Source organism: Rhodospirillales bacterium (genome assembly GCA_016872535.1).
GTDB lineage: Bacteria > Pseudomonadota > Alphaproteobacteria > Rhodospirillales > 2-12-FULL-67-15 > 2-12-FULL-67-15.
Genome location: VGZQ01000006.1, coordinates 13,462 through 33,506 on the forward strand (window position 1 = coordinate 13,462; position 20,045 = coordinate 33,506).

Here is a 20,045-nt window from a genome sequence, read left to right on the forward strand (position 1 = left end):
GGCGGCCGTCTCCAGGGAGGCGACAACCATGTTTCAATACGTATCGTTCGGCGCCGTGCTGGTCGCGGCGCTGACGTTGGTGGCTGGCCCGGCCCAGGCTCAGAGTGGGAAGACCGAAGTTCATTGGCTCGGTCAGGCGGCGACAAAGATCACCACGCCCGGCGGCAAGGTGATCATGATCGATCCGTTCCTGACTAAGAATCCGAAAACCCCGGACGCCTATAAGGACCTCAAGGCGCTCGGCAAGATCGACCTTATCTTGGTTACCCATGGCCACGGCGACCATCTCGGCGACGCGCCGGAATTGGCGCAGATGCACAACGTGCCGATCTATGCCCCGGCAGGGTTGAATCAATCCTTGCTCAATCTCGGAATCCTGCCCGCCAATCTGGTGCCGCGCATGAACAAGGGCGGCGTAATCACGCCGCTCGGTCCCGACATCAAAATCACCATGACCCGCGCCGAGCATTCGTCCGAACTGGTTTGGAAAAACCCCATGACCGGCAAGGACGAAACTCATGTCGGCGGCGAGCCGGTCGGGTTTGTCGTCGAGCTGGAGAACGGATTCAAGATCTATCACATGGGCGATACCGGCGTATTCGCCGACATGAAATGGATCGGCGAATACTACAAGCCAAACCTGATCCTGATTCCGATCGGCGGCCATTTCACCATGAACCCCAAGGACGCGGCCTTCGCCACGCGCGAATACTTGAAGCCCGAGCTGGCGATTCCGATTCACTACGGCACATTCCCTCCGCTGAAGGGAACTCCGGCCGAGTATCAATCCGAACTCGGGCAGACCCGCACCAAGGTGATGCCGATCAATCCCGGCGACAAAGTGAACTTCTAGCACCCATAAGGAGGACCGTTCATACCATGCACCAAGATGTCCTGAGTTTGATGCCGAAGGCCGACATCAGCCGTCGTTCTTTCGTGACCGGCGCGACCGCGATCGCCGGATTTGCTATTGCGGCGGGTCCGGTCAACGCCCAGACAGTGGTCACCACCGATACGGGCGGGCTGATCGCCGGGATGGGACAGGTGCCCGTCGCCGGTGGCATGATGCCGGCCTATTACGCCATGCCGGCCAACGGCGGACCGTTTCCGACCGTGCTGGTGGTGCAGGAAATCTTCGGCGTGCATGAGCACATCAAGGACGTTTGCCGCCGCCTCGGCAAGCTCGGGTACATGGCCGTCGCGCCTGAGCTTTACTTCCGCCAGGGCGATCCGTCGAAGCTCCCGGACGTGCCGACCATCTTCAAGGAAATCGTCTCAAAGGTTGCGGATGCGCAGGTGATGGCGGATCTCGACTCGACTGCCGCCTGGGCCATCGCCCAGAAGAGCGCCAACCCCGACAAATTCGCCGTCACCGGCTTCTGCTGGGGCGGGCGCATCACGTGGCTCTATTCGGCGCACAGCCCACGGGTGAAAGCGGGCGTCGCTTGGTACGGCCGATTGGTCGGGGACAAGAATGCCATGACCCCGCGCCAGCCGGTCGACATCGCCGCCGAACTCAAGGCGCCGGTACTGGGGCTTTACGGCGCCGCCGATCAGGGCATCCCGGTCGCCACGGTCGACCAGATGAAGGCGGCCCTGAAGGCGGCCAAGGTCGCGACCGATTGGGTGGTCTACCCTGACGCGCCGCACGCCTTCCACGCCGATTACCGTCCGACCTACCGCGAGGGACCGGCCAAGGACGGCTGGAAGAAGATGCAGGAGTGGTTCAAGAAACACGGGGTTTGAGAATCCCGGAACGAAGGGTCGCGGGGGACAAAAGTCGTTTCATCCCCCGCGATTTTTTTTGCTAGGATGGCCGCCATGCGCGGCCATCGATACGCTTCAATCCTGCTGGTATCGCTCGTGACGAGTTTGGCCGCCGAGCCGGCATTGGCGCAGTTCAATCCCTTCTCGGGCGTTGTGTCCGCGATCGAGGCGGCAGCCGAGGACCGCAGCGCAGCTGACATCGCCGCCGATGCCAAGATCAAGACCGTGATCGTTGCGCGACTCACCGACAATCTCGGTAAGGAAGGCGCGCTGCTGGGCGTCGACGTTTACGAGCAGGAGGTGATGCTGACCGGAACGGTTTCAACGGCCGAAACCAAGACATCCGCCGGCAAGGTCGCGGCCGGGGTCGAAGGGGTGAAGAAGGTTTATAACGAAGTGCTGCTGGAGAGCGTGATCGCTGCCGACGACAAGGGGAAGCCCACCGCCAATATCGTGGACGACACGGTGATCGAGGCCAAAATCAAGGCGCTCTACATCGAAGGCAAGGGTATTAACGTCACCAACTGGCGATGGCGTTCGGTCAAGGGGCGCGTCTTCCTGTTCGGGCGCGCCTTGACCAAGGACGAGCACGCGAAGGCGGTTCAGATCGCCAAGGACGTTTCCGGCGTCGTCTTGGTCGTCAGCCGGGCCAAAATTCGACCCAAGTCGTAATGCCGTCGCGTCGTTTGTTCGTGGGCGATGGAAAATCTCCGATCAATCGGGTTTGGATCGCGGGCATTTTCGTTGGCTTGAGCGCGGCAGTGATTACGCGCGTCTGGTTGTTTCAGGGCCTGGAGCCGAACCAGGATCACGCCTTTTCCATGCAGTGGATTCAATCGCTGCGAAGTGCCGAACATTTCTGGCCGGCAGGTCAGGCGGGAGATTCTCTGATCGTCGCATTGAGCAAAGACGACAAAAGCTGGCTTCATACTCTGCTACGCCCGATTCACGCCGCCGGATTGCTCGTTCTTACCCTCGTCGCGCAGTCCTGGTTTTACCTCGGGTCTTTTTTTGTCGGCGCGGATTCGGTGGGGCAAATCGCCCTCAGCATCGCGGCGCAGGCCGCTGCCATCGGCATGCTCGGGGTCATCGGATTTTCGGCCCGTAACGGTGGCCCCGCGATCGCGACGCTGGCGATCGTTTTCGCTGTTGGCGCATCCTTTTTGCACGGCTTCGCGCCGTTAGGGGCCCATAACGTCGCCTTACTTGCCTTGATGGCGGCGCTGCTGGCTTTTGATCGCGTTCTCAAAAAGGCGACAATACCGGAAGGACCCTCGAGGCGGGAAATCGCCGTTGCTTTCATTCTTCAGGCCGTTGCGCTTTACACGTATTACAGCATCGTATTCCTTCTGCCGGTCGCGGTGTTCTTATCGCTTTTGTTCTTGCCGGATATACCGGGGTCATGGCGCGTGCGGTTAATCCTATGGCACGGCATGGCTACAGCGGCGGCGCTGGTGCCGGTTGCCGGTATCGTCATTCTGGAAATCGCGTCCGGCCGAAGCGGAGCCAACCAATCGTGGCTCTATTTCCTGACGTTGACGGTGACTCCTTCCCCATCGGGCGGGTCGCTGTCCTGGCAAAGCGCGCTGGAATGGTTTCGTGTCCATGCCGATATGTTCTCCGTTTCCGGTCTCGGCTTGGGCCTCGTGGGGCTTGTGTGGCTGGCGTGGCGCGGCCGGTGTCCGCTGCCGTTGGCGATCGTGTTTGTGCATCTGCTCGTGTCGATCGTCATGACCCAGTTCAGGCAATATGACCGCACGTCGGTCTACGCCGTTCCCTTTCTGGCGCTGGGTATGGCCGCGGCGGTCGTGGCGGTATGGCGGACGCGAATTTTGTGGTTACGATTGGCGATGCTGGTGATCGTAGGCGGACATATGGCCGTCGACACGCCGCGCCTGCGGTCGCCGGACAAAACTCCCGCCTGGGGCCATTATTACCAGAAGCAAGGTTCGTTCCGCGCCTTGATGGGCGACATTTCACGGCATCTCCCGCCTAATGCCGTGTTGATGCTATCCGATTACGGGCGCACCCATCGTTGGCGCGCGTTGTCCTATGGAACGGGCGGCCCCGAGATCGCAACCCCTCTTGAAACCCTTGCCGGACGGGATGCGCGGCAACTGGATCGCTATCCCCCAACCGGCATGCGAAACGACCGGCCGGTCTTCGTTCTATTGTCCGCCGAGATCTCGCTCGATCCAACGGTATTTGCGCGCATCGTTTGCGACAATGTCGCGCGGGCGTGCGGTCGGCCGGCGGGCATTGACCACGTGACGCGCTTCTCCGATCCCGATCTGCCCGGAAGGTTCTTGAGCCTTTATCGCGTCAACTGGGTTTTGGCCCGCCTGGGCTAAAGCACACAAGTACGGAATCCCGCAAACACGTCGCGGCGTTCAGGAACGAAGAAGTTGCGGTAAGCGCAATTCGCAAGTCGGCCGGGCGTCGCCCAGGCGCCGCCGCGCAGCACCTTGTGAGTACCTCCGAACCAGGGTTGGGAATAGTCGGCATAGATGTCGGGCGAAAATCCGGGATAGGGCTCGAAATCGCTCGCGGTCCATTCCCAGACGTTACCGATCATCTGCCGGCAGCCGAAAGCGCTGTCGCCCGCCGGACACGCCGCGACATCGACCGGGCCGAGTGCGTATCCGTCCAGATTGGCGCGTGCTGGATCTGGTCCGGCTTCGCCCCACGGGTATTTACGCTTGCCGGGCGCGAGGGTGCCGCCGACCGGCGTTCCCGCCGCCGCCGCTTCCCACTCGGCTTCGGTCGGCAGGCGCCGGTTGGCCCAGCGGCAGTAGGCTTCCGCTTCGTGCCAGTTGACGTGGTAGACCGGCCGATGGGGGCGAAGTTCGGCCTCGCGGTCGAAGGTGCGGACGCGCCAGCCGTCGCCGTCGCGAATCCAATAGATTGGATGCTCGGCAATGGCCAATGTCCGCCATGCCCAACCGTCCTCGCTCCAGAGTTCGCGGCGTTGGTAGCCGTTGTCCGCCACGAACGCCTGGAACTCGGCATTAGTCACCGGCGCGCGGGCGATGCGAAAGGGTTCGATCCGCACCTCATGCGCCCATTTTTCGTTGTCGAAGACGAACGGCGTTCCCGGTTCGCTGCCGAGCCGAAAGATACCGCCCGGCACGGCGACGTCGCCGGGATGCGGGCCGGCCTCGGCGTTTTCGGGCGCCTTTCCGGCGATCGCCGGCGCGGGATAGGCGAGGGTTTGGCGCATGTACGTGAACGCCTCGCCGTGCATGTCCTCGTGCATCAGTGTCAGGCGAAAAAGGTATCGTACGCGATCGTCGAGCGGTCCTTGCGCCAGCCGCGCGCGCATGGCATCGAGCACGCTGGTCATATAGGCGACCGTGCCGTTGCGGTCGGGCAGGGGGAGAATCCAGCGGGCGTCGTGGGGAACCGTCGAGGAGTTGTACAACGCGTCGGCACCGGCGATAGCGGGGCGGTGGGCGGGGTCGAGCCCGCGCAGCGCAAAATATTCGTGGAACCAGGCGATATGGCCCGCTTCCCAGCGGAAAGGGTTGACGATATCGAGACGCGGGCCCATAAGCTGAACATCGGAAAGCCCGTCGATTAGGGCGAGCGTGCGGGCGTGGGCCTCGGCCAGGAGACCGGCCAGCTTTTCGGCTTCCGCGTCCGCCATCGGTCGCCTCCACGGGGGTAGGTTCGTTGCGCATCAACCTTATTACGCCCGCCAAACCTGGCTCAAGGGCCGGAAATCGCGCCACGGCGGTGCGTTGGGCGCGGCATCTCCGCGCACTAGGCCATCGGGTGACGATAACGACCGAATACCGAGGCGGAGAAGCGGACGCGATGATCGCGCTGCACGCCTGGCGCAGCGCCGATGCGATCAGGCGGTTCGCAAAGGATTTTCCCGACCGGCCGTTGATCGTCGCACTCACCGGCACCGATATCCACCGTTTTCAGTTCAGCCACCCGGTTTCGACGCGTCGTTCGATGGCGCTGGCCGATAGGCTGGTCACGCTTCACGACCAAGTTGCCGCGCATATCCCCGCGCGTTTTCGCAATAAGATTTCCGTCGTGCACCAGTCAGCCCGCCCGCTCGCGCGCAGGCCCAAGCCTCCAACGTCGCAGTTCGAGGTTTGCGTGGTTGGACACCTGCGCGCGGAAAAAGATCCCTTGCGTACCGCTTATGCGGCGCGGCTTTTGCCCATGGCTTCGCGCGTGCGCGTCACCCAGCTCGGCCAGGCGATCGGACCCGAATGGGCACGCGCGGCAGAAGTGGAAACGGCGCGCAATTCCCGCTACCGCTGGCTCGGCGAAGTCAGCCATGGACAAGTGCGCGAAACCATGCGCAAGAGCCGCGTCATGGTCATCAGCTCGGTGATGGAAGGCGGCGCCAATGTCGTATCCGAGGCTGCCGTCGCCGGATTGCCGGTGATCGCCTCGCGCATTCCCGGTAACGTTGGGCTTTTGGGGCGCAACTACCCCGGATATTTCGCCGTCAAGGATACTCGGGCGCTGGCGCGGCTGCTGCGGCGCGCGGAGGAACAGCCGGACTTCTTTGCCCGACTCAAGCGCGCGGTCGCGAAGCGGGCGAAATTGTTTCGCATCGCGCGCGAACGGCGGATGCTCAAGGCGGCGCTCAAGCGCGCTGTTGCCGCAGCTAGAGAACGATCCCGATCGGTCCGGGCCGGTCGCTCCGCGCGCTGATGCGCCCGATCCGCTCCGAGCGGACATAGCCCGCAGCCTTGAGGGCGGCGAGGCACGCCGAGACATTTTCTTCCGGCACGGCCGCGAGCAATCCGCCCGCCGTCTGCGGATCGAACAGCAGTGGGTAGAGCGGATGCGTCGCCGCCGTCGCCTGATCGCGGATCGCGCGGCGCAGGCGGACGTTGGCGGGTTGGAGTGAAGAAAAGATACCAGCGTTCAGACACTCCACCGCGCCGTCGAGCACGGGGAGCCGCCCGATTGCGATCTCCGCGTCCACGTTTGATGCCCTGGTCATCTCGACCAGATGGCCGAGCAAGCCAAACCCGGTCACGTCGGTGCACGCGTGCGCGCCGTGAGCGATCAGAATCTTGGCCGCTTCGCCGCTCGACTGGAGCATGGAGGCAAGCGCGCCCTCGACCCAGCGGCCCTTGGCGCGGGCGCGCATGTCGGCGGCAAACAGGGTGCCGGTTCCGAGCGCCTTGGTAAGAACGAGCGCATCGCTAGGTTTAAGCCCGTCCTTGCGCAACACGCGCGCGGGATCGACAAGCCCGTTGACCGCGAAACCGATCGCCAGTTCCGATCCTTCCGCGGTATGGCCGCCGACCAATGCCGCGCCCGCTTCGCGCACCACCTTGGTCGCGCCGGCCATGAGCTGGCCGAGTTGGGATTCGACCTTGGCTTCCAAGCCGAACGGGATCACGGCTATGGTCAGCACCGTTTGCGGCTCGGCGCCCATGGCATGGATGTCGCCGAGCGCGTGGTTAGCGGCGATTTGCGCGAACACGTAGGGATCGGCAATGAAGGAACGGAAAAAATCCACCGTCTGGACCAGCGCCTTGCCGGCGGGAACTTGGACCACGGCGGCGTCGTCTGGGGAATCGAGCCCAACCAGGACTTCCTCGCGCCGTCCCGGATCGAGCCCCTGCAGGGCGCGGGTCAATAGATCGCTGCCGACTTTGGCGCCGCAGCCGCCGCAACGCATGGCGAAGGCCGAGATTTCCTTGAGCGCGGTCTCGTCCGCGATCCCTGCCGCGACGTCGGGGTCGGCCGTCGGCATGGCGGGTAGTTCGCTATAGCGGCGCATCCAGCGCCGGTCGATCCAATCTTTCCAACGCCAGACCCAGGCACCTTCGAGCGTAAATCCGCCGCGCGCGGCGAGCGCATATTTGTCGCCGGCGCTCAGAATCGCGAGATATCGGCGCTGGGGCCGGAACGGCCTGAGCGGGCGCGCGGCCAGCGCCCGGCGCAAATTTTCCGCCAGCGCCGGGCCCTGGCGCACGGCGAAGACCCCGGCCTTGGGCCGTGGGCTCCGGATCATGTCGGCGATGTCGCCGGTGGCGAATATCTCGGGATGCGAAAGCGAGCGGAGCGTCTCGTCGACCTGAACAAAGCCGTTGTCATCGACCGCAAGACCGGACGCCTTGGGCCATGGCGCGGCCGCGGCGGGGGTGGCGAGAAGAATTTCGTCCAAATCGATCGCCTGTCCGTCGGCGAGGCGCACACATCCCGGTTCGATCAAGGACGCCGCTTGGCCGAAGTGCAGGTGTACGCCGCGGGCTTCGAGCAGGCGCCGTGCCTGCGCCCGCGCGACGGCGGGAAAGGCGGGAAGCGGTTCCGGAAACGTCCCGATCAGGTGGAATTCGAGAATGTCGGGATCGCGCCCGAGCCCAGCCAGTTCGGCGCGCAGGCGGTGGCGCAGTGCGAGCACGATCTCGACTCCGGCCGCGCCCGCGCCGACGACCCCGATACGGGTCGGAAGCCGTCGTTCGCGCACGCGCGCGCGCAGTTTTTCGAAGCGGGCGAGGAAACTTCCGATCGGCTTGATCGGCACGGCATGTGTTTCCGCCCCGGGAAGCGCCGACAGATCGGGTGCGGCGCCGACATCGAGCGAAAGCACGTCGTAGGCGAGCGGCGGCCGGTCGCGGCAGATCACCCGGCGGTTGGCGAGGTCGAGGCCGACCGCCTCGTCGTGAATCAAGGCCGCGCCGGCGAACCGGGCAAGCGGGCCTAAATCGACATGCATGTCGTCGAAGCCATAATGGCCGGCGACGAATCCCGGGAGCATGCCGGAATAAGGCGTATGTATATCCCGCGTGATCAGGGTGACGCGCACGCCCGGCATCGGTTCCATGCCGAAGCTCTTGAGCACGGCGACGTGGGCGTGGCCGCCGCCAACCAGCACCAAATCCTTGACAATGGGCGACGCCGCAGACGAACGCACGGACTCGATCCTGACCCTTCGATCGGCTAGGTCAGGCCGATCATGACGTTCTTGCGGAACGCCGCACGTTCGCAAATCCGATCGTACCATCCTTTGAGCGCGGGATAGTTCTCCCGTTCGATCGGCAGGGTGTACCAGCGGTAGACGGCGATGCCGAGCGGAATATCGCCCATGGTGAAGTTCGCGCCGGCGACGTAGCTGTTCTTGGCGACGTGCTTGTCGAGGATCGCGAACGCGGCGGCGGCCTTATCGCGCGCCGTTTTGATCAGGTTGGCGTCGCGTTCCTCGGGCTTGACGCGGATGAGCTGGAGGAACAGGGGCAGCATTCCCGCGTTGACCACGGTTTGCTGCCAATCCATCCATTGATCGGCATGGGCGCGATCGTTTGCGTCCTTCGGCCACAGGGTTCCGACTCCGTGCCGGGAGGCGAGATGGCGGATAATGGCGTTCGATTCCCACATGGAAAACCCATTCTCAACGATGGTCGGAACGGTGCCGTTGGGATTGAGTGCCAGATATTCGGGATCCTTGTTGCGACCGAACGGGCCGCCGATGTCTTCCTGCGCGAAGGTCAGGCTCATCTCCTCGCACGCCCAAATCACATTCTGCACGTTGGAAGAGTTCTTGCGTCCGAGAATCTTGAGCATGGGCGGCGTGTCCTTTGCGTCCTTTACGATGAGTGCGGGTGAAACGGGGCGGGCGGCTCCCCGGGTTGGCCGATGTTAGAGGCCGAGGCGAGCCATGTCACGGTTTCGCCGGTTCGGTTAAGACCATGAATCGTGGCTGGATTCTTGCGCTTCCCCGCCGGGTCTGGTGGTATTGTCCCGATCATTGGGGGATCCATGGACCAAGCCATCCGCCAAACGATTCGGAAGACCCTGGTCGCGCGCCGGGCGGAGCAGTTCCGCCTGCTCGGACAATTGGTCCGGATGAGGTCGGAAATCCCGCCGGGCGATCTTGGCCAACACGCGATCAAGACGGCGGAGTGGCTCAAAAAGTTCGCTGGCCTGACTGCCGTTCGCCATCCGGTGCCGGACGAGGAAGTTCGCGCCCAAGGCCTGAAAAGCCTCGCCAATCTCGTCGTTCGTCACGAATTCGGCCCCGGACCGACCATCGCATTGCAGGCACACGGCGACACCGCGCCCGCTGGCGCGGGCTGGAGCGGCGATCCGTTCGCCGCCGACATCCGTGAAGGCGTGATGTATGGCCGCGGCGTGGTCGAGGCCAAGGGTTCGCTTGCGGCGCACGCCTTCGCGCTGGTCGGTCTCAAATCGGTCGCGGGCGAACTCGGCGGCGCGGTGGAACTTCATATCACCTACGACCACGAGGCTGGCGGGATGCTCGGCGTGCCCTGGCTGCTTGAGCATGGCGTCGTCAACCCCGATTATGCCGTCTGCACCGGCGGCACCTGGAGCATCGTGACGCGCCACCATGGCGCGCTTCGTCTCGCGGTCGAGGTGCGGAGCCAGAGCGCCGCCGCCGCGGAAGCCGGCCAAGCGACTGCCCGTGTGCTGGATACTCTTTACGAGTTGCGCAAGGCGGCCTCCCCAGCCGCCGCCGGCGTCGACCCGCCGCCGGCGCTCGCCGTCGGCGGCATCCACGGTGAGGGCGGCAAGGACGCGGCGCCGGGCGTCGTCACCATCAACGTGACACGCGGACTCGCATCCGACGAAGACCCGGGCAAGGCGGAACAGAGCCTCGCAGTCCAGCTCGGCAAGGCGGTGGCGGGCATGCCAGGGGTCGTTTGCCGCATCCGGCGCGTTGACCTTACCCCGCCGCTCAAGCCTGCACCCGGCACCGATACCCTGGTCGATGCGCTTCAAGGCGCCGCAGTCACGGTTCTCGGCCGCGAAATTCCCGAAGCCGCGCGCTCGACGATTTCGGACGCACGTCATTACGCGGCCGTCGGCATCCCTGCGGTTCTGTATGGCGCTGGCCCGGAAAAGCCAGAAGACGCCCATGTCGGCGGCCCGAACGAGAATCTTGTTCTCGACGATCTTCGCCGGGGAACCGAAGTGCTTGCCTGTGCGCTCGCCGAATTTCTCCGGACCGGGAAGCCCGAAACCGAGTGATTTGCCGTCACGTCACTAACGTCAGCAACGAAGCGATATCGCCGAACACATAGTCGGGTTTCGGCACCGAATTGTCGAGTGCGATGCCGCGCCGGTTGATCCAGGCGATGGTGAGCCCGAGCGGCTTTCCGCCGACCAAGTCCGTGAACTGAGATTGGCCGGAGTGAAAAATGCGCTCCTTGGCCGTTCCGGCGTGCGCGATCAGGTAACGGAACAAAGTCCCGTCCGGCTTGTAGCCCTTGGCGCGCTCGGCGGTGCAGACGAGATCAAAGTTTCGTTTGAGCGGGGTCAGGGCCAGCAAGTCGTCGTCGATATTGGAAACAACGGCGAGACGGGCGCGCCGGGATAGCCGATCCAGTGTCGCAGTCACGTCGTCGTACAAACGGAAATTGGCAAACGAATCGAAATAGCGCTCAATTAGCTTGGAATTGGTGCGGACGTGGAAATGATCGAGCGTTTCGGCGAGCGACAGCTCGCAAATATCGCGATAGCGCCGGTATGGCTCCCAATAATGAGCGATGTTGCGATGTTCCCAGTATTCCCAGAACGCCTTGATGTCGACATCACGGGCGCCCGCTTCGTTGAGGATCGATTGGAAGGCGCCGTAGGAACCTGCCCGCACGTCGACCATAGTTCCGAACACGTCGAACGACATCAAGGCGGGGTCGAGGCGCGTCACGGCGGTTCTGACGATCAAGCGCGCCCCATGAGGGGGAGCGCGAGGCGCACGAGCGTCGGCATGAAGCGGGGTCGCAAAAGACGCCCGTCGTAGCGACTCATGCGCCGGTCGTTCTCGGCTAGGCACAACTCGAAGAACTTGCGCGGCGAGAGCGAAATGCCGATCGACTTGTGCCCGTCCATGGTCATGGAGCTGCGGTTGTCGCCGCCGCGCGCGAACTGGAGGCGGTTCCAGGCCTTCCCCGCGAGGGCGCGCAGCCGTCGGGCGAGGAAGAACGGCTGCGCCGGGAGCGGGCGGTTGACCTGCATGTAGGCGACCCAGTTGGCGAAGAAGAGGATGTGGCGGGCTTCTTCTTGAATTACGGGCTCGAACACCTCGACCAATTCCAGCGGGAAATATCCCGAATCCTTGGCGATGCGGAACAAGCCGAACGCGAAGAAAGAATCGAACGCCTCGCCGTAGCCGGTTTGCATGAACGCCCACTCGGGGTCCGGAAGGTGAAGCGGTTGCAGATCGGGCGCGATTTCGATGCCGTAGAAACGAATCATGTTTTCAAGCACGATCTTGTGCCGGTTCTCCTCGAAGGCGTTGAGGGCGATGGCCTCGCGGATCAGGGGGTCGGCGCTGGCGTCGGCGGCGGCCTGCATCCGTCCGCCCGCTTCGTGCTCAGTTTCGACCGCCATTTGCCAGAAAGGCAGGCCGGTCAGGCGCGCGAGCGCGTCCGGATCGAGTCGGGGCCACGGGATGACGGCGGGCTTGTAGGGATCGAAGGTGTCGAGAAAGACGCGGCAAAAGAGCTGTTTATGCTCTTCCGAACCGATACGGATCGGGCCTTCGGGCGGGCGCGCGGCGGATACGGCAATCGGCATGGCGGGACACACTAATGCGTGCCCCGCCCGGACGAAAGAGCGCTTCCGTCCCTCTTCAAGCGTAAGGCGCCGCGTCGGTTTTTTCCCGGCGGGTGGCCGCGTAATCCTTGAGCGCTTGCTTAAGCTCCCGCACATGGGCACGGTCGCCACGTTTCTTGGCAGCCCAGATATCCTCCAGGATCATGAGCCTCAGCGTGTCCAGGCCGTGTTCGGCGCAGAACAGGCAGCGGCCCATCTCGGCGGCGGCGGTGAAGGGGATGTGCTCGTGTTCGGCGATCGCCAGGATTTCGGCTTCGGTCAGGCCGGAAAGGGCGACGCAATCCTCTATGGTCAGCATGGCCCGTCTCCTCGCAATGTTCGTATAGGTAAAATATAATCCATCTGCGCGATATGTGCCGGGCAGACGGACGAGAATGCGGATGACTCGCGGTTGCCGTTCAGTACCCGAGCGCCATGCCGTCCTTGCGCGGGTCCGACGCTCCGGTCAGGCCGCCCGTTTGCCAATCGATCCAGATCGCTTGGCCGCCGCCGATCGCCCGGTCGGGGGTCATCGGCGTGTGGCCGAGGCGCTTTAAAGCCGCCACGATTTCCGGCGGCACGCCCGTTTCCACCTCCAGCGGTCCGGCGGGAGTGGGAAAGAGGCGCGGCAGATCGATAGCCTGCTGCAGATCGAGGCCAAAATCCAGGAAGTTGGTCAGGAACCAAGCGTGACCCATGGCCTGATAATGGCCGCCCATGACCCCGAAGGGCATGACAACACGGCTATCGCGCACCGCCATGCCGGGAATAATGGTGTGCATCGGCCGCTTGCCGGGCGCAATGCAGTTCGGATGCCCCGGCTTGACGACGAAGGCCGATCCGCGATTGTGCAACACAACGCCCGAGCGCGGTGCCATCAGGCCGGTCCCGAACGAACTGAACAGCGAATTGATGAAACTCGCCGCGTTACGGTTCTTGTCGACGACGCAGAGGTATACTGTGTCGGCGTGGGCGGGCAGCGGCAAGGGCGCGAGCGGCTCAATGCGGCCATCCCCGCGGATGCGGGCACGGGAAGACTCGGCGCGGGTCGGTGACAGCAGCTTAGCCACGGGCACCTCGGCCTGGGCCGGATCAGCGAGGAACGCGTCGCGGTCGGCGTAAGCAAGGCGTGTCGCCTCGATCATGGCGTGCAGACGTTCGATCGACAGCGGATCACGATCCTTGAACCCGATCCCGGCGACGATGTTGAGCAACAGAAGCGCAATGATGCCCTGGCCGTTGGGCGGGCATTCGTAGATGTCCAGGCCGCGATAAGTGACTCTGATCGGCTTTACGTATTCGCCACAGGCAGCGGAGAAATCCACCATCGTGTGCGTCCCGCCGCGCCGGGTAAGGTGTTCGACGATATCCTCAGCGACGGGACCTTTGTAGAAGCCGTCGCGGCCTTCGCGCGCGATACGTTCGAGCGTCGCGGCGAGGTTCGGCTGACGGTGCAGCATGCCCGGCGCGGGCAGGCGGCCGTCCGGCATAAATACGCTTTCGGTCGAGGTATCGTTGCGGATGGTGGCTTGTGCGTAATGCCAATCGGTCCAGACCCGGTCGTGGACTGGATAGCCGTCGCGGGCATAGGCGATGGCAGGCTGGAGCAGTTCGCCTAAATCCTTGGTGCCGTGATCGGCGATCAAGCGCGACCAGGCATCGACCGCACCGGGTATCGTAACCGCATGCGGTGATAGAGAATCGATGGCGCCGATGCCCTGCTTGGCGAAATACTCGATTGTCGCCCCGCTCGGCGCCCGGCCCGAACCGTTAAAGGCGACGATGTCGTCGGAGCCACCCCGACTGTAGAGCACGAAACAGTCGCCGCCGATGCCGGTCGATTGCGGCTCGACCACGCATTGCACCGCGCATGCGGCAACAGCCGCGTCCATCGCGTTGCCCCCCGCACGCAGAACATCGAGCGCGGTGAGGGTCGCCAGCGGATGCGATGTCGCCGCCATGCCGTGATTGGCATAGGCGCGGGAGCGGCCGGGAAGGTGAAAATTGCGCATGAGTTTATAAACTAACGGTTGGAGAGCCGATTCGACAAGCCAGCGCCTTCAGGCATGGCGGGCAATAAACCCAAGGACATGACGGTTGAATTCCTTGGGCCGGGTCTTCGAGCAGGCATGGCCGCCGCCGTCGAGTCGCACGAATTCGGCACCGGGAACGCGGGCGGCGATATCCTCGGAAAAATAGACCGGAGTCATCAAGTCGTCGTGCGCGCATAGCACCAGGGTTGGCGTGCGGATCTTGCCCAAGTCCGCCGCCCGGTCGTGGGCGAGAATCGCATCGATGCGGCTGGCCATAACGGCGGGCTTCGATAACATTCGCTCGGCGATCGATTCTTCCTCGATCAAGCGGGCATCATTGGCGGCGATCCATGCGGGCGGGTAGAGGACGAGAGAGGTCATCTGGGCGTAAGCCTTGGCGCCCATCTCGGCGAGCACCGCCTTGCGCAGCGACCACATCCGCCGCCGAAACGGATCGGAGTGATGCACGGTGGCGTAAAGGACGAGGCTTTGCAGCCGTTCGGGCCGGTCGAGGGCGAGCACTTGACCGATCGCGCCGCCGGTCGAGTGGCCGACGTAATGGACGCGCTCAATCTTGAGGGCGTCGAGCAGCGAAAGCGCATCGCCGGCCAACTCGTCGATCGAGGCGACCGGGATGTGGCTGGAGCGTCCCGAACCCCGCTGGTCGTAGATGATCACCGTGTGCGCCCGGGCGAACGGTTCGACCTGCTCGCGCCAATAGGTACCCGCACCGCCGAGCCCGGCGACGAGTAGGACCGGCGGGCCCGAGCCGTGGATCTCGTAATAGGTCTCGATACCGTTGGCGGCGAGGGTAGGCATATTATTCGCGAAGGGTAACAGCGCTGGGTGCGGCGGGTAGCGCCCAGCCGCGGCGATGGTGTTGCCACAGCAGCCACAGGCCGACCGCGACAAGACCGGCGCCGACCACGGCGCGGAATAAGTCGTTCATCATGAAGAATGGTACCGCTGCGAATAGCGCGAGCAGCGGCGTATAGCACAAGGTCCAACGCGTCCGCGCCCGTGCATTCTGATACCAGGGGAAAATCAGCGAAAAGCACGCAATGATCAGGAAGAACAGCGACCACGGCCGAGTGACGAACGGTAGCAAGCTATCCTCGGTTGCCAGCGCCCGCACCAGGTTGATTTCCGCCTGGTCACCGAGCACGACGCCAAGGATCATCGGAGTCAGGGGAAACTTGAACACGTGCATCAGATAGCCGAGCACGCCGAATCCGAACAACACCCACACGTCCCACACGATGTTGTTGAGGGTAAAAACGCCGACCGCGCAGTAGAACAATACTACGCCGACGAGATGATACATCGGCACCCGAGTCACCAGGGCAAAGATGCGGAGGCAACCGGCCTGCAGCACGACCATGACCACATGGGCGAGCAGATAGGAAATCATGATACCGTAGGCGAGCACCGGCTGGGTGCTGATGAACGTCGGGCTGGGCGCAACATTGTGCATGATCAGCGCGCCAAGTAGGATGGCGGTAACCACGTCACCTGGAATACCGAGCGCGATGGTGGTCATGATATCGCCGCCGGCGGTGGCATTGTTGGACGCTTCCGAGGCGATAACTCCATCGGGTATGCCGGTTCCGAACTTCTCTGGGTAGGGCGAAGCCTTCTTGATTTGGTCATAAGCGAGAATGTTGGAGACCGAAGCGCCCGCCGCGGGCAACACGCCGACGAACACGCCGGTGAGGGCGGCATGGATCGTGACCCGCCATTTCCGAAGCACGATTTTAATGGCCTTTATGTGCTCAATAGCGACGCGGCCTCCGCCGCCGAGAGACAGTGGCTGCCGCGCGGCGTCGGCGTCCCGTACGTCGCGTAACAATTGACTGAAGGCGAATAGGCCGACGAGAACAGCGAGGAACGGAAAGCCTTTGCCCAAGGCGTCAACGCCGAAGGTAAAGCGGGCAATGCCCGCCGTTTGGTCTTGGCCGACGCAGGTTACGAGCAGCCCGACCATGCCGGAGATCAGGCCCTTGACCATGTCTTCGCCGGCGAGACTGGTGGTGATGGTGAGCGCGAAGATCATCAAGGCGAATAAATCCCACGGCCCGAATTCCAGGCCGATCGCCGCCAGCACCGGCGCCACGGTCATCAACAGCGAGGCGCTGATCACTCCGCCGAAGAACGACGCCCACACACCGATGCCGAGCGCGAGCCCGGGCTCGCCCTTCTTGGCCATCGGATGGCCGTCGAAGGTGGTGGCGATCGAAGACGGCGTGCCCGGGATTCCGGTCAGAATTCCGGCAATCAAGCCACCCGACAGGCCGCCGACGAAAACCCCGATCATGGTCGCAAGCCCTTGAATCGGGGGCATGCCGAAGGTGAAGGGCAGGGTCAGGATCACCGCCATGGTGATGGTGAAGCCGGGGATCGCGCCCGCGATCAGCCCGGCGAACACGCCGAGCGCGAGCAAGACGAACGTACCCGGGGCGAGCAGGGCGGCGAGGGCGGTGAATGCGTGTTCGAGCATCGGCTGCGGTCGATCTAGATGTTGAGGATGCCGCCCGGTAAAATGACGCGGAGCGCGAAGGTAAACACCACCCACATGCCGCCGACGAATATCAACGTCACCGCGAGGTTGATGGCCTGCGTCTTCCAGCCATGCCAGCCGCCGAGCATCAGGAACGAGACGTAAACGAACAGCAGGCCCCCGATCAGCATGCCGAAGATCGGCAAGGTGGCGAGAAACAACGCGAACAAAACAAAGCAAACAATGACGTTGCGGTAGGTCTTGAACCAAACCCCCCGATCGAATGATCGGCGTGACCCTTGTCCGGCGCGCGCGAGCGATTGGACCAGGTAGACCAGGGCCAGGATGGCAAACGTGCCGACCACCGCGCGCGGCCAGGTGCGGATGCTGAAATTGAACAGCGGCGGCGATTGGAATGTATAGGTGGCGGCGAACAGGACGCCGGCCAGGATCAGGAACAACACAGCGATGACGACGTCGGCGGTGATGCGACGCATGGCGATACGGACTTTCCGGCGCAGCAAAAAAGGAGCCGCCCGTCGAGCGGGTCTCGAACGGGCGGTTTGACCGATGGATTACTTCTTTTTGTACAGGCCGATCTTGATTGCCAGCTTTTCGGACTTCTCGTATTCGCTCTTGAGGAACGCGGCGTAGTCCTTGGCGCCCTTGAATTGGATCCACGTGCTGTGGGTATCCATGACTTCCTTGACCTTGGGCGCCTGCATGGCGCGACGGAACAGGTCTTCATAGTAGGTGACCAGTTCGGCCGACGCGCCCTTGGGCATGACCACGCCGCGGGACAAACCGTACACCACGTCCAGCCCGTATTCGCGCATGGTCTTCAGGTCGGGCATGAGCGGATCGCGTTTCTCGGTGGCGATGGCGAGCGCCTTCATCTGGTTGTTCTTGACGTATTCCTTGGCGGTCAGGATGTTCGATTCACCAACATCGATGTTATTGGCGAGCAGCGCGGTGTTGCGCTCGCGGGTGCCTTCATAGGGCACGTACTTGAAGCTGATCTTGGCGGCATCCTCGATCATCAACTGGAGGAATTGGCTGGTTGAGCCGGTGGTGACACCGGCCTTGATCTGGCCCGGGTTCTTTTTGGCGTAGTCAATCAAGCCGGCCATGTCGTTGTAGGGGGTCTTGGTTCCGGCCGCGAGCATCGACGGCGTGTAGGTGAGCAGCGCCACCGGCTGGAACGCATCCCACGTAAAATCGACGCCGCCCGCGAGATAAGTGGTGATCTGGCTGTCATGCATGGCGAGCAGGGTGCAACCGTCCGGCTTTGCATCGCGCACCTCGCGCGCCCCCTTGTTGCCGCTTTGGCCGCCGATGTTGACCACTTGCAACTGGGCCTTGGGGTTGAGCGCGTTGAGCGCATCCACCACCGGACGGAAGATCAGATCGGTGTCGCCGCCCGCGTTCCATGGCACGATCATGCGGACGGCGCGGCAGGGCAGATCGACGGCGGCGAAACTGGGCGACGGGGCGACGGCGGCGAGCGCGCCGATAGCGACGCAGGCGATTGTCCAACGATGCGAGCGAATCATGGCTTATCTCCTCCCATATTACGTTTCTCTTTATTAGTTATTGACCCGGGCACGCGGCCTCGGAGAAGGAAGATTGGATACAAACGACCGAGGTTAGTCAAGGAGCGGACGGCGAACCAGGAGAGGGCGGTTCATGGTCGGGCGCGCGGGTCTCTGCCGAGGTTCCCTGCAACTCGGCGGCCATACGCTCGAGCCGTCGGTACGACATGACTCCGAACGGCAGCGCGACGATGTACGCGACGCCGATCAGCGCGAGCGTTTCCCAAGGCTGAGTGACGATGCCGGCGGCGAACAGCCCAATCGCCAGCATTACCGGTAGAATCCACAGCTGCGGCACCTTGAATTTCTTGAGCGAGTAGGTGGGAATGCGGCTGATCATCAGCCCGGCGACGACGACCAGGACGGGTGCGGTCAACCACGGGCTGCGGAACAGCTCGGTTTCCATCACGAAACTGAAAATCAAGGGCAGGACGGCGAGGCCGGCGCCGGCAGGCGAGGGCACGCCGCTGAAGAAGTTGAATGCCCAAGGCGGCAGGATCGGCTCGTCGAGGGCGACGTTGAAGCGCGCCAATCGCAACGCCGCGCACATGGCATACAGCAATGCGGGCAGCCAGCCGAGCGCCCCGAGCGACTGCAGGGACCAGAGATAGACGACGATTCCGGGTGCCGCGCCGAAGCAAAGAAAGTCCGACAAGCTGTCGAGCTCGGCGCCGAACCGGCTGGAGCCCTTGAGTAGCCGGGCGATGCGCCCGTCAAGCCCGTCAAGTACGGCGGCGATGCATATGGCGGCGACGGCGGCCTGCCAGCGGCCCTGGATCGCAAACGGGATCGCGGTCATGCCCGCGCACAGCGCGAACAGGGTCAGCATGTTCGGAATCATCCGGTTGATAGATAATCCCTTGAACCGCTGGCGCGGTGGGCGGCGGCGGAAGAGCGCGCGCATGTCAGCTCAACCGTCCATCGCGCCGGGGCTCGCTCGACGCGGTGTCGGCAAGCACGGTTTCGCCGGCGATCGCGGTCTGGCCCTCGGCGACCAGGGGCTCGACCCCTTCCGGCAGGTAGACATCGAGACGGCTTCCGAATCGGATCATGCCATAGCGTTGGCCGGCGGCCAGGGTTTGGCCTTCGGCGGTTTCGCACAGGATGCGGCGGGCGATGAGCCCCGCGATCTGAACGCAGGCGAGATCGCGACCGTCGCCGAGGACGAGGCGAATCGCGAGCCGCTCGTTATCCTCGCTCGCCTTGTCGAGGGAGGCATCGATGAATTTCCCCGCCCGGTAGACGAGGCGGGCGACAGTGCCGCTGGCGGGCGATCGGTTGACGTGAACGTTGAGCGCGTTCATGAACACGGCGACCCGCCAGCGGGGCTCCGTCCCCATCTCCAGCTCGGCGGGCGGCGGGACCCGATCGATGAGGCGGACGACCCCGTCGGCGGGACTGACGATCAGGCCGTCGCGGGTCGGCGTCACCCGTTCGGGATCGCGGAAGAACCACGCACACCAGAGGGTGAGAACGGCTCCGAACCAGCCCAACGGCGCGGCGATAGCGGCGAGCACGGCCGTCGCGATCGCGAACGCGCCGATGAACGGCAAACCGGCGCGGTGAATCGGCGGAATCAGAGTATAGCGCATGCGGTCGGGGCCCAGGGTTGCCAGCGGG

19 protein-coding genes are annotated in these 20,045 nt (G+C 63.6%); 6 read left to right on the top strand and 13 right to left on the bottom strand.

Annotated features, from left to right (window positions below; translation table 11 throughout):
• Positions 1–28: 28 nt before the first annotated feature.
• The 4 genes from FJ311_02350 (at position 29) to FJ311_02365 (ending at position 4,118) form a co-directional block, all read left to right on the top strand.
• Positions 29–853, top strand: coding sequence for a metal-dependent hydrolase (locus FJ311_02350; protein MBM3950272.1), 825 nt, complete (start codon positions 29–31; stop codon positions 851–853).
• 26 nt (positions 854–879) lie between these two features.
• On the top strand, positions 880–1,746 hold the full coding sequence (locus FJ311_02355) for a dienelactone hydrolase family protein (GenBank protein ID MBM3950273.1): 867 nt from the start codon (positions 880–882) through the stop codon (positions 1,744–1,746).
• A 66-nt stretch (positions 1,747–1,812) separates the two neighbouring features.
• On the top strand, positions 1,813–2,439 hold the full coding sequence (locus FJ311_02360) for a BON domain-containing protein (protein MBM3950274.1): 627 nt from the start codon (positions 1,813–1,815) through the stop codon (positions 2,437–2,439).
• Positions 2,439–4,118, top strand: a complete 1,680-nt coding sequence (locus FJ311_02365; protein MBM3950275.1) for a hypothetical protein — start codon at positions 2,439–2,441, stop codon at positions 4,116–4,118. Before FJ311_02360 ends, FJ311_02365 begins: the two co-directional genes overlap by 1 nt.
• On the opposite strand, the gene egtB is transcribed toward FJ311_02365, so the two are convergent.
• The gene (gene egtB / locus FJ311_02370) at positions 4,115–5,413 is read right to left on the bottom strand and encodes an ergothioneine biosynthesis protein EgtB (protein ID MBM3950276.1); all 1,299 of its coding nucleotides are present in this window, start codon (positions 5,411–5,413) and stop codon (positions 4,115–4,117) included. The genes FJ311_02365 and egtB overlap by 4 nt on opposite strands.
• A 26-nt stretch (positions 5,414–5,439) precedes the next feature.
• On the opposite strand from egtB, the gene FJ311_02375 reads away from it, so the two are divergent.
• The gene (locus FJ311_02375; GenBank protein ID MBM3950277.1) at positions 5,440–6,444 is read left to right on the top strand and encodes a TIGR04348 family glycosyltransferase; all 1,005 of its coding nucleotides are present in this window, start codon (positions 5,440–5,442) and stop codon (positions 6,442–6,444) included.
• Here FJ311_02375 and selD read toward each other — a convergent pair.
• Together selD and FJ311_02385 are read right to left on the bottom strand one after the other, a co-directional pair.
• A complete protein-coding gene (gene selD / locus FJ311_02380) occupies positions 6,398–8,755 on the bottom strand; it encodes a selenide, water dikinase SelD (protein MBM3950278.1) in 2,358 nt (785 codons plus the stop codon). The two genes, FJ311_02375 and selD, sit on opposite strands and share 47 nt — an antisense overlap.
• On the bottom strand, positions 8,692–9,312 hold the full coding sequence (locus tag FJ311_02385) for a glutathione S-transferase family protein (GenBank protein ID MBM3950279.1): 621 nt from the start codon (positions 9,310–9,312) through the stop codon (positions 8,692–8,694). The genes selD and FJ311_02385 overlap by 64 nt, the downstream gene beginning before the upstream one ends.
• A gap of 195 nt (positions 9,313–9,507) precedes the next feature.
• Here FJ311_02385 and FJ311_02390 point away from each other — a divergent pair, with 195 nt between their 5' ends.
• On the top strand, positions 9,508–10,737 hold the full coding sequence (locus tag FJ311_02390; protein ID MBM3950280.1) for a M20/M25/M40 family metallo-hydrolase: 1,230 nt from the start codon (positions 9,508–9,510) through the stop codon (positions 10,735–10,737).
• A gap of 7 nt (positions 10,738–10,744) precedes the next feature.
• Here the strand turns inward: FJ311_02390 and FJ311_02395 are convergent, their stop codons facing one another.
• The 10 genes from FJ311_02395 to FJ311_02440 form a co-directional block, all read right to left on the bottom strand.
• Complete coding sequence (locus FJ311_02395) at positions 10,745–11,434, bottom strand: hypothetical protein (protein MBM3950281.1); 690 nt, start codon at positions 11,432–11,434, stop codon at positions 10,745–10,747.
• Entirely contained in the window at positions 11,431–12,285 is an 855-nt protein-coding gene (locus FJ311_02400; GenBank protein ID MBM3950282.1) for a ferritin-like domain-containing protein, read from the bottom strand. Before FJ311_02400 ends, FJ311_02395 begins: the two co-directional genes overlap by 4 nt.
• 55 nt (positions 12,286–12,340) lie before the next feature.
• A complete protein-coding gene (locus tag FJ311_02405) occupies positions 12,341–12,622 on the bottom strand; it encodes a hypothetical protein (GenBank protein MBM3950283.1) in 282 nt (93 codons plus the stop codon).
• 100 nt (positions 12,623–12,722) lie between these two features.
• A complete protein-coding gene (locus FJ311_02410) occupies positions 12,723–14,315 on the bottom strand; it encodes a gamma-glutamyltransferase family protein (protein ID MBM3950284.1) in 1,593 nt (530 codons plus the stop codon).
• Between the two features lie 48 nt (positions 14,316–14,363).
• Positions 14,364–15,155 carry an alpha/beta fold hydrolase gene (locus FJ311_02415; protein MBM3950285.1) on the bottom strand — a complete coding sequence of 264 codons (792 nt, stop codon included), beginning with the start codon at positions 15,153–15,155 and terminating at the stop codon, positions 14,364–14,366.
• A gap of 1 nt (position 15,156) precedes the next feature.
• Positions 15,157–16,833, bottom strand: coding sequence for a tripartite tricarboxylate transporter permease (locus FJ311_02420; GenBank protein ID MBM3950286.1), 1,677 nt, complete (start codon positions 16,831–16,833; stop codon positions 15,157–15,159).
• A gap of 14 nt (positions 16,834–16,847) precedes the next feature.
• Positions 16,848–17,330, bottom strand: a complete 483-nt coding sequence (locus FJ311_02425) for a tripartite tricarboxylate transporter TctB family protein (protein MBM3950287.1) — start codon at positions 17,328–17,330, stop codon at positions 16,848–16,850.
• A gap of 78 nt (positions 17,331–17,408) precedes the next feature.
• The gene (locus tag FJ311_02430) at positions 17,409–18,386 is read right to left on the bottom strand and encodes a tripartite tricarboxylate transporter substrate binding protein (GenBank protein ID MBM3950288.1); all 978 of its coding nucleotides are present in this window, start codon (positions 18,384–18,386) and stop codon (positions 17,409–17,411) included.
• 97 nt (positions 18,387–18,483) lie between these two features.
• Positions 18,484–19,329, bottom strand: coding sequence for a phosphatidylcholine/phosphatidylserine synthase (locus FJ311_02435; GenBank protein MBM3950289.1), 846 nt, complete (start codon positions 19,327–19,329; stop codon positions 18,484–18,486).
• A 1-nt stretch (position 19,330) separates the two neighbouring features.
• Positions 19,331–20,017 carry a phosphatidylserine decarboxylase gene (locus FJ311_02440; GenBank protein ID MBM3950290.1) on the bottom strand — a complete coding sequence of 229 codons (687 nt, stop codon included), beginning with the start codon at positions 20,015–20,017 and terminating at the stop codon, positions 19,331–19,333.
• Positions 20,018–20,045: the final 28 nt, after the last annotated feature.